Below are 15,938 nucleotides of genomic sequence, written 5' to 3'. Positions count from 1 at the left end.
CGCCATCCAACCGCAACCTATAAGTGCGGTGGTCCACAGTCGGAACACTGCCAAAAAAAACACCAAGGAGTCCATCCATGAAAGGTTCCCCGTCGTTGTTGTTGGCCGCCATGCTGAGTCTGCCGTTACTGGCGCAAGCTGCAGAACCGGCACAGTGCAGTACCGTTAACTTCTCCGATGTCGGCTGGACCGACATCACCGCTACCACCGCTACCACCTCCGTTGTCCTCAACGCCCTCGGCTACAAGACCAAGACCACCATGATCTCCGTGCCCGTGACCTACAAGTCGCTGGCCGACGGCAAGAACATGGACGTGTTCCTCGGTAACTGGATGCCGACCATGGAAAACGACATCAAGGCCTACCGCGACGCCGGCACCGTAGAAACCGTGCGCACCAACCTCAAGGGCGCCAAGTACACCCTCGCCGTGCCGCAAGCCCTGTATGACAAAGGTCTGCATGACTTCGCCGACATCGCCAAATTCAAGAAAGAACTCGACGGCAAGATCTACGGCATCGAGCCTGGCAACGACGGCAACCGTCTGATCCAGAGCATGATCGACAAAGACGCTTTCGGCCTGAAAACCGCCGGTTTCAAAGTCGTCGAATCGTCGGAAGCGGGCATGCTCTCGCAGGTGGATCGCGCGCAAAAACGCGACACCGCCGTGGTCTTCCTCGGCTGGGCGCCGCACCCGATGAACAAGCGCTTCAAGATTCAATACCTGACCGGTGGCGATGATTTCTTCGGCCCCGATTTCGGTGCTGCGACCGTAGCGACCAACACCCGCAAGGGTTACGCCGAGGAATGCAGCAACGTCGGTCAGTTGCTGAAGAACCTGGAGTTCACCGTCGACATGGAAAGCGAACTGATGGGCAACATCCTCGACGACAAAATGAAGCCTGACGCGGCCGCGAAGGCCTGGCTGAAAAAGAATCCACAAGTGCTCGATACCTGGCTCGCTGGCGTGACCACCATTGACGGTAAACCTGGCCTGGAGGCCGTGAAAGCCAAGCTTCAGTAATCGCTTATGCCGGGTGGGTTCGCCCGCCCGGGCTGTTTATTTCCTTGCATGCGGACGTTCACTACCATGCTGATTGATCAGAAAATACCTTTAGGCCAGTACATCGCGGGCTTCGTTGAATGGTTGACGCAACACGGCGCCAACACCTTCGACGCAATCGCCGTGACCCTGGAAACGATGATCCACGGCGTGACGTTTGCGCTGACCTGGTTCAACCCACTGGTCTTGATTGGCCTGATCGCACTACTCGCTCACTTCATTCAGCGTAAATGGGGCCTGACTGCGTTCGTCATTGCCTCCTTCCTGCTGATCCTCAATCTGGGGTACTGGCAGGAGACCATGGAAACCCTCGCCCAGGTCATGTTCGCGACCCTGGTCTGCGTGGTCATCGGCGTGCCGTTGGGCATCGTCGCCGCGCACAAACCGATGTTCTACACAGTCATGCGTCCGGTACTCGATCTGATGCAGACCGTACCGACCTTCGTTTACCTCATTCCTACCCTGACCCTCTTCGGGCTGGGTGTGGTGCCAGGCCTGATCTCCACAGTGGTATTCGCCATCGCTGCGCCGATCCGCCTGACCTACCTGGGCATCCGCGATGTCCCGCAAGAACTGATGGACGCCGGCAAGGCCTTTGGCTGCTCGCGTCGTCAACTGCTCTCACGGATCGAACTGCCGCACGCCATGCCGAGCATCGCGGCCGGCATCACCCAGTGCATCATGCTGTCGTTGTCGATGGTGGTGATCGCGGCACTGGTAGGCGCCGACGGACTCGGCAAACCGGTGGTCAACGCACTGAACACTGCTGATATCGCCCTGGGCTTCGAAGCGGGCCTGGCGATCGTACTGCTGGCGATCATGCTCGACCGTATCTGCAAACAACCCGACGCTAAAGTAGGGGGTGACGCATGAGCATAATTCGCTTCGAAGACGTCGACGTAATCTTCTCCAAAGACCCGCGCGAGGCGCTCAAGCTGCTGGATCAGGGCATGACCCGCAACGAGATCCTGAAGAAGACCGGACAGATCGTCGGCGTGGAAAAAGCCACGCTGGACATCAATAAAGGCGAGATCTGCGTGCTGATGGGCTTGTCCGGTTCTGGCAAGTCGAGCCTGCTGCGCTGTATCAACGGCCTCAACACCGTGAGTCGCGGCAAGCTGTTCGTCGAGCATGAAAACCGTCAGATCGACATCGCCTCCTGTACCCCCGCCGAACTGAAAATGATGCGCACCAAACGCATCGCCATGGTCTTTCAGAAGTTCGCCCTGATGCCTTGGCTAACGGTGCGCGAGAACATCAGTTTCGGTCTGGAAATGCAGGGTCGCCCGGAGAAGGAACGCAAGAAACTCGTCGACGAGAAACTCGAACTGGTCGGCTTGACCCAGTGGCGCAACAAGAAGCCCGATGAACTCTCCGGCGGCATGCAGCAGCGTGTCGGTCTGGCGCGGGCGCTGGCGATGGATGCCGACATTCTATTGATGGACGAACCGTTTTCGGCCCTCGACCCGCTGATCCGTCAGGGCCTGCAGGATGAATTGCTGGAACTGCAACGCAAGCTGAGCAAGACCATTGTCTTCGTGAGTCACGACCTCGACGAGGCGCTCAAATTGGGTAGCCGCATCGCGATCATGAAAGACGGCCGGATCATCCAGTACAGCGTGCCGGAAGAGATCGTGCTGAACCCGGCGGACGACTATGTGCGCACCTTCGTTGCGCACACCAACCCGCTCAACGTGCTCTGCGGGCGCAGCCTGATGCGCACGCTGGACAAGTGCAAACGCATCAATGGTTCGGTGTGCCTCGATCCGGGCGGCGATTCGTGGCTGGACCTGGCGGAAGGCAACACCATCAAGGGTGCGCGGCAGAATGGTTCGGTGCTGAACCTGCAGAACTGGGCACCGGGGCAAGCGGTGGAAGGCCTGGAGCGCAAGCCGACGCTGGTGGATTCGAACATCGGCATGCGTGACGCCTTGCAGATTCGTTATCAGACCGGCAACAAGCTGGTGCTGCACGATAACAATCATGTGGTGGGGATCTTGGGCGACAGCGAGCTGTATCACGCGTTGCTGGGCAAGAATCTCGGTTAAGGAGGGATAAAAAAAGGGATCGCGGTGAGCGATCCCTTTTTTATTGGGTCAGGGAAAAGCCCCTCACCCTAGCCCTCTCCCGGAGGGAGAGGGGACCGACCGGGGGATGCTGCAGATCTACACCGACCTGATCTTGCTTCACCGAATCCATAATCGACTCGATCTTTCAGGTCGATGTACAACGCCAGACACCTCGGTCAGCTCCCTCTCCCTCCGGGAGAGGGTTGGGGTGAGGGCCAGCTTTTGACTTTAGCTATACACCCGGCCAAGGAGCTGCCGATGGCTTTCAAACTGATCGAGCACATCCCGCGTGATCTGATCCTGCGTGAAGCCCATCAGGTCGTAATCCTGGCTGCCGTTGTGCAGGTACACCTCGGCGCGGTAGTAACGCTGGCGCGCTTCATCGGACTGCGCCGATTCGGTCGGGGTCGCCAGATAGCCGTCCAGGCTGACTTCGTAGACGAAAGGGTTGCCCTCTTCCATCTCGATACGCACACCCATGCAGCGCTTGGATTTACCCAGCAGCGTCTGCACTTCCAGACCCTGTGCACGCATCTGCGCGGCAGCATCTTCCAGCGCCGGGCTGACCTGCTTGTCCATGAAACGCTGCACCACCGATTGGCTCGGTTGCAGATCCAGTTGCGTCAGACGCTCGCTGAAACCACGACGACCGCGCTCCGCCAGTTGCGCCTGCTCCTGTTCGATCTGCACGTCCTGACGCATCGCCTTGTGCAGGCCGAACATGAAGAATACCAGCACCACCGAGAACGGCAGACCGGCCAGCACCACCATGGTTTGCATGGCTTCGAAGTTACCGGCAAACAGCAGACCGATGGTCACCAGGGTGATCACCACCGACCAGAAGATCCGCAGCCAGTGCGGCGCATCTTCGTCGACGTTGCCGCCCTTGCAGGACAGATTCGCCATCATCACCGCGCCGGAGTCGGCCGGGGTCAGGAACAGCACGAAGCCAACGAAGATCGACACACCGATAACGACTTTCGACGCCGGGTAGTGTTCAAGCAACTGATAAATCGCCATCGACGGCTGTTCCAGCGCCGTCTTGCCAAGCTCCACCGCCCCCTGGTTCATCACCAGATCCAGTGCCGAGTTACCGAAGATCGACAGCCAGGCCAAGGTGAAGCCCAGCGGAATCAGCAGTACACCCGCCACCAGCTCACGCACGGTACGACCACGGGAAATACGCGCGATGAACATGCCCACGAATGGCGCCCAGGAAATCCACCACGCCCAGTAGAACAGAGTCCACAGGCCCAACCAGCGGTCGGACTTGGCGCTGTCGCCTTCATAGACATACAGGTCGAAAGTCTTCAGCACCACACCATTGAGGTAGTCGCCGATGTTCTGCACGAAGCCGTTGAGCAGGTGCAGGGTCGGGCCGAACAGCAGGACGAAAATCAGCAGACCGCTGAACAGCACGATGTTCAGGTTGGACAGACGACGAATGCCGTTTTCCACGCCGGACACGGCAGCGATGGTCGCCACGGTGCTCATCACGATGATCACGATCAGCAGGTTGGTGTTGCTGTGTTCCATGCCGAACAGGTTTTCCAGGCCCGAGGACACTTGCAGCGAACCAATCCCCAGGTTGGTCACCAGACCCAGCAGGGTCACGAACATGCCGAAGCCGTCCACCGCGTGACCGGCCGCACCTTTGACCCAACGCTCGCCCACCAGCGGATACAGCGCCGAACGCAGGGCCAGCGGCTGGTTATGACGGTAAGCGAAGTACGCCACGGCCAGACCGACCAGTGCGTAGATCGCCCAGCCATGCAGGCCCCAGTGCAGGAAGGTCAGCTGTACCGCCTGGCGCGCGGCCATGTTGGTAGCCGAGGCGCCTTCCGGCGGGTTGAAGTAGTGATCCAGTGGCTCGGATGCGCCGAAGTACAGCAGCGAAATACCGATACCCGACGAGAACAGCATCCCCGCCCAGGCGCCGTAACTGAAATCCGGGGTGTCGTCCTTGCTGCCCAGTTTGAGTTTGCCGTACGAAGAAAACGCCAGGCCCACCACAAACACCAGGTAGGCGGCGATGACCACCATGTAGTACCAGCCGAAGCTGCGCGACAACCAGGCCTGAGCGATACCCAACAGTCTGCCGGCCTCTTGCGGGGCGATAATCAGAATGGCGGTCAACAACAGAATCAGCGCGGTAGAGGTGTAAAACACCCAACCGTTGACCGTCACCTTCTCGGGCGGGGTCTTTATAAGCGAGGCAGAACTCATGGCACAAATGCTCCAGGCAGTGCGAGAGAAGAACACAAGGCAACACGGAACCCGACCAATCGGTTAGTTGGCAGCCGACCGGCGGGTGATATAAAGACACCCCGAAAAAAGCCCGAACCTGCCGAAATGGCGCTGCGAATCGCTTTCGTGGCCGAAGGTGGACGGACGGTCATCCGAAACCTGGCCCTGAGCGTCTTGCCCTTTCAACACGTCCATCGAATCGCGAACCGCGCCATGCCCCACGCAGGTTTCGAGCTGTTTCGGATGTCGGTTTTATCGCCACTTACACGTAGGAAAAAGCTGTAGGCAGCGACGATTTGTCGCAGATCTTATTCTTTGTTGATTGAACGTTCAATCAAAACAAAATAGACTGGCCGTCAATCCGATAGGCGTAATTCGCCGCTCGGAAGGCCTAAGGAGATGTGCAAGATGCCCAAGGTCGGTATGCAACCCATCCGCCGCCAACAACTGATCGAAGCCACTTTGCAGGCGGTCGATCAGGTCGGAATGGGGGACGCCAGCATTGCGCTGATCGCCCGTTTGGCCGGTGTCTCGAATGGCATCATCAGTCATTACTTTCAGGACAAGAACGGCCTGATCGCCGCCACGATGCGGTATCTGATGACCGCCCTCAGCGAGAGCGTCACCGCGCGCCGGCAGGCGCTGGCAGATGACAGCCCACGGGCACATCTGCAGGTGATCATCGAAGGCAACTTCGACGCCAGCCAGGTCAATGGCCCGGCAATGAAAACCTGGCTGGCCTTCTGGGCCACCAGCATGCACCAGCCGTCTTTGCACAGGTTGCAGCGGATCAACGATCACCGTCTGTATTCCAACCTGTGCTGCGAGTTCCGCCGTGTGTTGCCGCTCGAAGATGCGCGCAGCGCAGCGCGGGGCCTGGCAGCGTTGATTGACGGCTTGTGGTTGCGCGGCGCGCTGTCGGGAGACGCTTTCGACACGGCGCAGGCGCAACAGATCGCTTACGAATACATGGATTTCCAATTGGCCAAGAAGGTGAGCTAGAGCACACAGAAAACGCTCGGCCCCTCACTGCCACCGCAGCCTCACCGCGGTGGTCAACGCCAACCACCAATGCACTTGCGAGGACACTATGGCCCGTTTCGAACTGCAAAAACTTTACATCGATGGCGCGTACTCCGACGCCGGCAGCGATGCCACCTTCGAAGCCATCAACCCGGCTAACGGTGAAGTCCTCGCACTGGTGCAACGTGCGACCAAGGAAGACGTCGAGCGTGCTGTGGTCAGCGCTGAAAAGGGCCAGAAAATCTGGGCCGCGATGACCGCCATGGAGCGTTCGCGCATCCTGCGTCGCGCCGTCGACATCCTGCGCGAGCGCAACGATGAACTGGCCGCGCTGGAAACCCTGGACACCGGTAAATCCTTCTCCGAAACCAAATACGTCGACATCGTTACCGGCGCTGACGTGCTGGAATACTACGCAGGCCTGGTACCGGCCATCGAAGGCGAGCAGATTCCACTGCGTGACACTTCGTTCGTCTACACCCGTCGCGAGCCGCTGGGCGTGGTCGCCGGTATCGGCGCGTGGAACTACCCGATCCAGATCGCGCTGTGGAAATCCGCGCCAGCCCTGGCGGCCGGTAACGCGATGATCTTCAAGCCAAGCGAAGTCACCTCGCTGACCACCCTGAAACTGGCCGAGATCTACACCGAAGCCGGCGTTCCAAACGGTGTGTTCAACGTACTGACCGGCAGCGGCCGTGAAGTCGGCACTTGGCTGACCGAGCACCCGCGCATCGAAAAAATCTCCTTCACCGGCGGCACCGACACTGGCAAGAAAGTCATGGCCAGCGCTTCGGCTTCGTCGCTGAAAGACGTGACCATGGAACTGGGCGGCAAGTCTCCGCTGATCATCTGCGACGATGCCGACCTCGATCGCGCTGCCGACACTGCAATGATGGCCAACTTCTACAGCTCCGGTCAGGTCTGCACCAACGGCACTCGCGTGTTCGTTCCGGCGCACCTGAAAGCCGCTTTCGAAGCCAAGATCGTTGAGCGCGTTGCGCGCATCCGCGTCGGCAATCCGGAAGACGAAAACACCAACTTCGGCCCACTGGTCAGCTTCGCACACATGGAAAGCGTGCTGGGCTACATCGCCAAAGGTAAAGAACAAGGCGCCCGCGTCCTGTGCGGCGGCGACCGTCTGACCGACGGCGAATTCGCCAAAGGCGCATTCGTGGCTCCGACCGTGTTCACCGATTGCACCGACGACATGACCATCGTTCGTGAAGAAATCTTTGGCCCAGTGATGGCGATCCTCTCCTACGAGACCGAAGAAGAAGTGATCCGCCGCGCCAACGACACCGACTTCGGCCTGGCCGCCGGTATCGTCACCAAAGACCTGAACCGCGCCCACCGCGTGATTCATCAACTGGAAGCCGGTATCTGCTGGATCAACGCCTGGGGCGAGTCCGACGCAAAAATGCCGGTCGGCGGTTACAAGCAGTCGGGTGTTGGCCGTGAGAACGGCATCAGCTCGCTGAACAACTTCACCCGCATCAAATCGGTACAGGTCGAGCTGGGCGATTACGTCTCGGTGTTCTAAGACCCGAGTCTTGTATTGCTCGTGAGGCCGTCTTCGCGAGCAGGCTCGCTCCCACATTGGAACAGTGTCTCCTATGGGAGTGAGCCCGCTCGCGGTTCGAGTGCAAAGCACTCGTCAGGCCCGACCTGACCACATCTAAAGAGGGTGCATTCAATGTCCCAAGAATTCGATTACATCATCATCGGTGCCGGCTCGGCCGGTAACACCCTGGCGACCCGTCTGACTGAAGACGAAGGCGTCACCGTTCTGCTGCTTGAAGCAGGCGGCCCGGACTACCGTTTCGACTTCCGCACGCAAATGCCGGCCGCCCTGGCGTTCCCACTGCAAGGTCGTCGCTACAACTGGGCGTACGAAACCGATCCCGAGCCACACATGGACGGTCGCCGGATGGAATGCGGTCGCGGCAAAGGCCTCGGCGGTTCCTCGCTGATCAACGGCATGTGCTACATCCGTGGTAACGCGATGGACTACGACGGCTGGGCAAAACTGCCAGGCCTGGAAAACTGGTCGTACCTCGACTGCCTGCCGTACTTCCGCAAAGCCGAAACCCGCGACATCGGCCCGAACGATTACCACGGTGGCGAAGGCCCGGTCAGCGTGACCACGCCGAAGGCGGGCAACAACCCGCTGTTCCACGCCATGGTTGAAGCCGGCGTGCAGGCCGGTTACCCGCGTACCGAAGACTTGAACGGTTACCAGCAGGAAGGCTTCGGCCCGATGGACCGCACCGTGACGCCGAACGGCCGTCGTGCTTCCACCGCCCGTGGCTACCTCGACACCGCTAAAAAGCGTTCGACCCTGACCATCGTCACCCACGCCCTGACCGACAAGATTCTGTTCGAAGGCAAGCGTGCGGTTGGCGTGCGTTATCTGGTCGGCGACGCCGAAGAGCGCGTTGAAGCCAAAGCCCGTAAAGAAGTCCTGCTGTGCTCCGGCGCCATCGCTTCGCCGCAAATTCTGCAGCGTTCCGGTGTCGGCCCTGCCGAACTGCTGAAGTCGCTCGACATTCCGGTGGTTCACGACCTGCCGGGCGTCGGTGAAAACCTGCAGGATCACCTTGAGCTGTACCTGCAATACGCTTGCACCCAGCCGGTTTCGCTGTACCCGTCGCTGCTCTGGTACAACCAGCCAGCCATCGGTGCCGAGTGGCTGTTCAACGGCACCGGCATCGGCGCCAGCAACCAGTTCGAAGCCGGCGGTTTCATCCGTTCGCGTCCGGAATTCGAATGGCCGAACATCCAGTACCACTTCCTGCCGGTAGCGATTAACTACAACGGCAGCAACGGTGTGAAAGAGCACGGCTTCCAGGCGCACATGGGTTCCATGCGTTCGCCAAGCCGTGGTCGCATCCAGGCCAAGTCGAAAGACCCGCGCCAGCACCCGAGCATCCTGTTCAACTACATGGCCACCGAGCAAGACTGGCAGGAATTCCGCGACGGCATTCGCCTGACCCGCGAAATCATGCAACAGCCTGCGCTGGACGCTTTCCGTGGTCGAGAAATCAGCCCGGGCATCGAAGTGCAAACCGATGAGCAGTTGGACAAGTTCATCCGTGAGCACGCCGAAACCGCGTTCCACCCGTCCTGCTCGTGCAAGATGGGCACCGACGAGATGGCTGTAGTGGATGGCGAAGGTCGCGTGCACGGCATGCAGAGCCTGCGTGTGGTCGATGCCTCGATCATGCCGATCATCACCACCGGCAACCTCAACGCGCCAACGATCATGATCGCCGAGAAAATCGCCGACAAGATCCGTGGCCGCCAGCCACTGCCGCGCAGCACCGCGCCGTACTACGTCGCGGGCGATGCGCCGGTCAAAGGCAAGCCGATGCGTGATATCACGCCTGCTGCTCAGTAATTCAGTTACACCGTATCAAGGCTGATCGCGAGCAGGCTCACTCCTACAAGGATCTCCAGTGAACACACATTATGTGAACACTGGAGATTAACTGTAGGAGTGAGCCTGCTCGCGATGAGGCCCTACCATTCAGCACAAATTCCCCCGCTACACAGTAAATCCCCCTACACCCCCTCTTCACTTGATCCTACCCCCACGCAGGCCTACTCTAGACCTCGCGCAACCGTTTCACCCCCTCCCCGCCGCGGCTCTACCGCTTCCCCCCTGACAAGGAGGTTCCCGAATGTTTGATTTCCACCCCCAGCTCAAGCAGCGCTTTGCTGCCTTGCGCACGGGCGCTGAGTTTTTTTCCCTGCGGTATGTACGCGAGTCCGGGCAATATCTGTCGGTGCGCAAGAATGTCGCCGAGCCGCCGAGCCTGAGACGCGACGAAGGCGCGATGCTCACCGTGCGCGTCAATGGCGTTGAGGCCTACGCGGCGACCAACGACCTGTCGCAACAAGGTCTGCAAGCCGCCCTCGAACGCGCCGAGCAGCAAGCCCGCCGCCTCAAGCCGCACGCCTTGCTCGACCTGCGCGATCAGCCGGTGTCCAGCGATCGCGCTGATTACTTTTCACCCAATCTCGACCAAGCCTCCCCTTCCCTGAGCGAATGTTTTGAGCTGCTCGGCGCGGAATCAGCCTCGGTGCCAAAGGATGAGCGCCTGGTGAATTGGGAAGTGAGCATTGGCATTACCCACGTCGAACAGATCTACCTGAGCAGCGCCGGGGCGCAATTGCGCCAGGCGCAGCGCTTCGTCTACCCGGGCCTCGACGTCACCGCTTACGATGGCAACGACAGCCAGACCCGTAGCCTCGGCCGCGAGAATTTCGGCCAACAGGGCGGCGCTGATGTGATCAGCCGCTGCGGCCTGATCGGCGCCGGCCCGCAAGTCGCCGATCAGGCCCTGCAACTGCTGCTTGCGCCGAACACCCCGCAAGGCCCGCGCGACCTGCTGTTGATGCCTGATCAAATGATGCTGCAAATCCACGAATCCATCGGCCACCCGCTGGAACTCGACCGCATCCTCGGCGACGAGCGCAATTACGCCGGCACCAGTTTCGTCAAAGCCAGCGACTTCGGCAGCCTGCAATACGGTTCCAAATTGCTGAACGTGACCTTCGATCCGGGCATTCCCGAAGAACTCGCCAGCTATGGCCACGATGACGATGGCAGCAAGGCCTGCAAACAATTCCTGATCCGCGATGGCCTGTTGTTGCGCCCGCTGGGCGGTGCGCTGTCGCAGTTCCGCGCCGGTCTCGATGGCGTTGCCAACAGCCGCGCCTGCGGCTGGAACCGCCCGCCGATCGACCGCATGGCCAACCTCAATATCGAACCTGGCGATCAGCCTCTGAACAAACTGATCGAAGGCATCGAGAACGGCATCCTGATGAGCACCAACCGCTCATGGTCGATCGACGATGCGCGCAACAAATTCCAGTTCGGCTGTGAATGGGGCCAGTTGATCGAAAACGGTGAACTGAAAGGTGTGGTGAAAAACCCGAACTACCGGGCGATTTCCGCGCACTTCTGGAAAAGCCTGCGCGCCGTCGGCGACGCCAACACCGTCAAGGTGCTGGGCACGCCGAACTGCGGCAAGGGCGAACCGAACCAGGTGATCCGCGTCGGCCACGCTTCGCCGGCCTGCGTATTCAGCAACGTTGATGTGTTTGGGGGAGACGCCTGATGAGCATTTCGAAGAGTCAGTCCGACGCCTTCAAGGTCATGGTCAATTGGCTGCGCGACAGCGTGCGCGAGCCGGAACAGTTCACCCTCAGCTATGCCGCCGAATCCTCGGCGTTCGTGCGTTTCAATCACGCCAAGGTGCGTCAGGCCGGGCAAGTGCAGCAGGCCAATATCGTCCTGAAACTGATCAACGACGGTCGCCACGCCGACCTCCAGGTCACTTTGTCCGGTGATCAGGAAGGCGATCTGCAACGCCTCGCCGAAGGCCTGCAACAACTGCGCGAAACCCTGCCGCTGCTGCCGCAGGATCCGTACCTGTTGCTCAACCACAACGGCTGGCAGAGCAAAAATGTGCAGGAGCATCCGCTGCCGGACACCGAACAGGTTGTCGATGAAATCTGCGCTGCCGCTGAAGGTCTGGATCTGGTGGGTTTCTATGCCGCCGGCCCGATCAGCCGTGGTTTCGCCAGTTCTTCAGGCGCATTTGGCTGGCATCAGGCCAACAGCTTCAACTTCGACTTCAGCCTGTTCCACGAGAACGGCGAAGCAGTAAAAGCCAGCTACGTCGGGCATGACTGGAGCAGCGAAAGCTTCGCCAAGCGCTTCGGCCAGGCTCGCGAGCAACTGGAGTTTCTCGGCCGCCCACTGCGCACCTTGGCGCCGGGGCAGTACCGCGCGTATCTGGCACCGGCGGCGCTGGAAGAAATCATGGGCATGCTGAGCTGGGGCGGTTTCTCGGCGCAGTCGATCGCCAGCAAGAGCAGCCCGCTGCAGAAGCTGTATGTCGGCGATCAGGCCTTCAGTCCGCTGCTGTCGCTGGATGAGAAAGTCAGCGAATCGCTGAGCCCGGCGTTTTCCGGCGAAGGTTATCCGCGCAGCGATTTGCGCCTGATCGTCGAAGGCAAGGCCGGTGATCAACTGGTTGGCTCGCGCAGTGCAGCGGAATATGGCCTGACCGCCAACGGCGCCGGCGGCGGGGAAATGCCTAGTGCGTTGAACATGGCGGCGGGAGATCTGGCGCAAGCAGAGATCCTCAAACAGTTGGGCACCGGGCTGTACATCAGCAACCTGTGGTACCTGAACTACTCGGATCAACCGGCGGCGCGCATGACCGGCATGACTCGGTTTGCGACCTTCTGGGTCGAAAACGGCGAGATCCAGGCGCCGGTCAGCACCATGCGCTTCGACGACAGCGCCTACAGCCTGCTCGGTTCGCAGCTGGAAGCGTTGACCGCCGAGCGTGAGTTGTTGCTGTCGGCGAGTACGTACAGCCAGCGCAATACCTCATCGGCGTTGCTGCCGGGAGCGCTGGTTAGCCGTTTGACTCTGACCCTGTAACACCGCGACACCTGTGGGAGCGAGCTTGCTCGCGAAGAGGCCATGTCGTTCAACATTGATGACGACTGACCTAGCGCTTTCGCGAGCAAGCTCGCTCCCACACTGACCGCGCTCGACTTTGGATATGCATTAACCCCAACAACAAGAGGTTCCATGCCCAACCGCCCGCCTCTCGACGCCATCACCGCACGCTGGTTGCCGTGGGTCGTCGCCATTGCGTTCTTCATGCAGTCCCTCGACGGGACCATCCTCAACACCGCCCTGCCAGCGATGGCCCGCGACCTGGCCGAAGACCCGTTGCGCATGCAGGGCGTGATCATCGCCTACATGCTCACCGTGGCCTTGCTGATACCAGCCTCAGGCTGGATCGCCGACCGTTTCGGCACCAAGAAAATCTTCTTCGGCGCGATCTTGTTGTTCAGCTTCGGCTCGCTGCTCTGCGCCTTGTCGAGCAGTCTGAGCATGCTGGTCGGCGCCCGGGTGATTCAGGGCCTGGGCGGTGCGCTGATGCTACCGGTCGGGCGACTCGTCGTACTGCGCGCCTATCCGCGATCCGAACTGGTGCGGATCATGGGCTTCATCACCATCCCCGGCCTGCTCGGTCCGCTCATCGGCCCGACCATGGGCGGCTGGATGGTCGAGTACCTGACGTGGCACTGGATCTTCCTCATCAACCTGCCGGTCGGCGTGATCGGTTGCTACGCCGTGTGGAAATTCATTCCCGACCTGCGCGGCACCGAGCGCACGCGTTTCGATAGCCTGGGTTTCCTGCTGTTCGGCGCGGCGATGATCCTGATCACCATCGCCATGGAAGGCCTCGGCGAACTGCACTTGCCGCATCTGCGGGTGATGTTGCTGCTGTTCGCCGGTCTGGCATGTCTGGCGGCGTACTGGTTGCGCGCCGGGCACATCGAAAACCCGCTGTTCGCGCCATCGCTGTTCAAGACCCGCACGTTTGCCGTCGGCATTCTCGGCAACCTCTTCGCCCGCCTGGGCAGCGGCGCATTGCCATTTCTGGTGCCGTTGCTGCTGCAAGTGGCGCTGGGCTATTCACCGTCGCAAGCAGGGATGAGCATGCTGCCACTGGCGGCGGCGGCGATGTTTGCCAAGTGGATGGCACGGCCGCTGATTGAGCGGCTCGGTTATCGCATCGTGCTCACCGGCAACACCCTGGCACTGGGGATCATGCTGGCGAGCATGGGCCTGGTCAGCGAGCAGACGCCGTACTGGTTGCTGCTGTGTCTGCTGGCGATTCTCGGCGCGATCAACTCGCTGCAATTCACCGCGATGAACACGGTGACGCTGATCGATCTCGACGATGCGAGCGCCAGCAGCGGCAACAGTTTGCTCTCGGTGGTTGCGCAGTTGTCATTGAGTCTTGGCGTTGCCTGCGCCGGTGCATTGCTCGGCGGGTTTACCGCAGAGATCGGTAACGATGGCGTGGAAACCGTGCTCGGCGCGTTCCAGCTGACCTTCGTCACCGTCGGGATCATGGCGATGCTGGCCGCGACGATCTTCTCGCAACTGTCGAAAGAAGACGGCCGCCGCGCCAAACGTCCGGAAGAACACATCGAACATTAACCACTGTTCGTCCAGAACTTTCGAAGAAAGTGGCACGGGGCTGCTACACTGCGCGACATTTTGTTTTGCAGGCCAGTCCCGTGACCACCATCGCCACCGCTTTTAATACTCTGCCGCTGTCCGCCGCCATGCTGGCTAACCTCGAATCCCTCGGTTATGCCCAGATGACGCCGATCCAGGCGCAGAGCTTGCCGGTGATCCTCAAGGGGATGGACCTGATCGCTCAGGCCAAGACCGGCAGCGGCAAGACCGCCGCGTTCGGCATCGGCCTGCTCAACCCGATCAACCCGCGCTACTTCGGTTGCCAGGCACTGGTGATCTGCCCGACGCGCGAGCTGGCCGACCAGGTTGCCAAGGAAGTCCGTCGTCTGGCCCGTGCCGAAGACAACATCAAGGTCCTGACCCTGTGTGGCGGCGTGTCGTTCGGCCCGCAGATCGCTTCGCTGGAACACGGCGCGCACATCATCGTCGGCACCCCTGGCCGCATCCAGCAGCACCTGCGCAAGGGTTCGCTGGTCCTTGATGGCTTGAATACTCTGATTCTCGACGAAGCCGACCGCATGCTCGACATGGGTTTCTACGACGCCATCGAAGACATCATCGTCAAGACCCCGGAACGCCGTCAGACCCTGTTGTTCTCTGCGACTTACCCGGTGGGCATCAAGCAACTGGCGTCGAAATTCATGCGTGATCCGCAAACGGTGAAAGCCGAAGCGTTCCACGATGACACGCAGATCGAGCAGCGTTTCTACGAGATTTCCCCGGAAGATCGTATGAGCGTGGTGACCAAAGTCCTGCACCACTTCCGCCCGGCGTCGTGCGTGGCGTTCTGCTTCACCAAGCAGCAGGTTCAGGAAACCGTTGATCACCTGACCGCCAAAGGCATTTCCGCCGTCGGCCTGCACGGCGACCTGGAACAGCGTGACCGCGATCAGGTGCTGGCGATGTTCGCCAACCGCAGTACGTCGGTACTGGTTGCCACCGACGTCGCCGCCCGTGGCCTGGACATCGATGCGCTGGACATGGTGATCAACGTCGAACTGGCGCGCGATTCGGAAATCCACATTCACCGCGTTGGCCGTACCGGTCGCGCTGGCGAGAAAGGCATCGCGATCAGTCTGGTTGCACCGGGCGAAGCGCACCGCGCACAAGCCATCGAGCAGTTGCAGAAGTCGCCGCTGAACTGGGATCAGGTCGATAACCTCAAGTCCCAAGGCCTTGCCCCGCTGCAACCGCCGATGACCACGCTGTGCATCGGTGCCGGGCGCAAAGACAAGGTTCGCCCGGGCGACATTCTTGGCGCTCTGACGGGTGATGCCGGTATTCCGGGTGCGCAGGTTGGCAAGATCGCGATCTTCGACTTCCAGGCTTATGTAGCCGTGGACCGCACCGTGGCCATGCAGGCCTTGCAGCGTTTGAACGACGGCAAGATCAAAGGCCGTTCGCTGCGCGTACGCATTTTGTAAGAACAACGTAACTCCCCTGTAGGAGCTGCCG

11 protein-coding genes are annotated in these 15,938 nt (G+C 60.4%); 10 read left to right on the top strand and 1 reads right to left on the bottom strand.

The features are described 5' to 3' along the window. Positions 1-77: 77 nt before the first annotated feature. From H8F23_RS17535 to choV, 3 genes are all read left to right on the top strand, one after another. Positions 78-1,022 carry a choline ABC transporter substrate-binding protein gene (locus tag H8F23_RS17535; RefSeq protein WP_007918300.1) on the top strand — a complete coding sequence of 315 codons (945 nt, stop codon included), beginning with the start codon at positions 78-80 and terminating at the stop codon, positions 1,020-1,022. A 66-nt stretch (positions 1,023-1,088) separates the two neighbouring features. Next, on the top strand, positions 1,089-1,934 hold the full coding sequence (choW, locus tag H8F23_RS17530; protein ID WP_007918299.1) for a choline ABC transporter permease subunit: 846 nt from the start codon (positions 1,089-1,091) through the stop codon (positions 1,932-1,934). Continuing rightward, positions 1,931-3,109, top strand: coding sequence for a choline ABC transporter ATP-binding protein (gene choV, locus H8F23_RS17525; protein ID WP_016772804.1), 1,179 nt, complete (start codon positions 1,931-1,933; stop codon positions 3,107-3,109). The genes choW and choV overlap by 4 nt, the downstream gene beginning before the upstream one ends. Positions 3,110-3,358: 249 nt before the next feature. Here choV and betT read toward each other — a convergent pair whose 3' ends face one another. Next, a complete protein-coding gene (gene betT / locus H8F23_RS17520) occupies positions 3,359-5,356 on the bottom strand; it encodes a choline BCCT transporter BetT (RefSeq protein WP_194935220.1) in 1,998 nt (665 codons plus the stop codon). Positions 5,357-5,785: 429 nt separating this feature from the next. On the opposite strand from betT, the gene betI reads away from it, so the two are divergent. The 7 genes from betI to dbpA all read left to right on the top strand — a co-directional run bounded on the left by betI (position 5,786) and on the right by dbpA (position 15,907). Further along, the gene (gene betI, locus H8F23_RS17515) at positions 5,786-6,379 is read left to right on the top strand and encodes a transcriptional regulator BetI (protein ID WP_038363121.1); all 594 of its coding nucleotides are present in this window, start codon (positions 5,786-5,788) and stop codon (positions 6,377-6,379) included. Between the two features lie 88 nt (positions 6,380-6,467). Next, positions 6,468-7,940: a betaine-aldehyde dehydrogenase gene (gene betB / locus H8F23_RS17510; RefSeq protein ID WP_077574839.1), complete on the top strand. Its 1,473-nt coding sequence runs from the start codon at positions 6,468-6,470 to the stop codon at positions 7,938-7,940. A gap of 153 nt (positions 7,941-8,093) precedes the next feature. Beyond that, positions 8,094-9,797: a choline dehydrogenase gene (gene betA, locus H8F23_RS17505; protein ID WP_116254343.1), complete on the top strand. Its 1,704-nt coding sequence runs from the start codon at positions 8,094-8,096 to the stop codon at positions 9,795-9,797. Positions 9,798-10,080: 283 nt separating this feature from the next. Next, positions 10,081-11,523, top strand: a complete 1,443-nt coding sequence (locus tag H8F23_RS17500; RefSeq protein WP_194935219.1) for a TldD/PmbA family protein — start codon at positions 10,081-10,083, stop codon at positions 11,521-11,523. Then, positions 11,523-12,860, top strand: coding sequence for a TldD/PmbA family protein (locus H8F23_RS17495; RefSeq protein ID WP_194935218.1), 1,338 nt, complete (start codon positions 11,523-11,525; stop codon positions 12,858-12,860). Before H8F23_RS17500 ends, H8F23_RS17495 begins: the two co-directional genes overlap by 1 nt. A 153-nt stretch (positions 12,861-13,013) precedes the next feature. After that, entirely contained in the window at positions 13,014-14,441 is a 1,428-nt protein-coding gene (mdtD, locus tag H8F23_RS17490) for a multidrug transporter subunit MdtD (RefSeq protein WP_093429880.1), read from the top strand. Between the two features lie 80 nt (positions 14,442-14,521). Continuing rightward, entirely contained in the window at positions 14,522-15,907 is a 1,386-nt protein-coding gene (dbpA, locus tag H8F23_RS17485; RefSeq protein ID WP_093429879.1) for an ATP-dependent RNA helicase DbpA, read from the top strand. The last annotated feature ends 31 nt before the right edge of the window (positions 15,908-15,938 follow it).

The sequence above is a fragment of the Pseudomonas neuropathica genome (genome assembly GCF_015461835.1).
In the GTDB taxonomy this organism is placed as follows: Bacteria; Pseudomonadota; Gammaproteobacteria; order Pseudomonadales; family Pseudomonadaceae; genus Aquipseudomonas; species Aquipseudomonas neuropathica.
The sequence above is the reverse complement of the archived record's forward strand: the minus strand, read 5'-3'. Positions and strand labels throughout refer to the sequence as shown.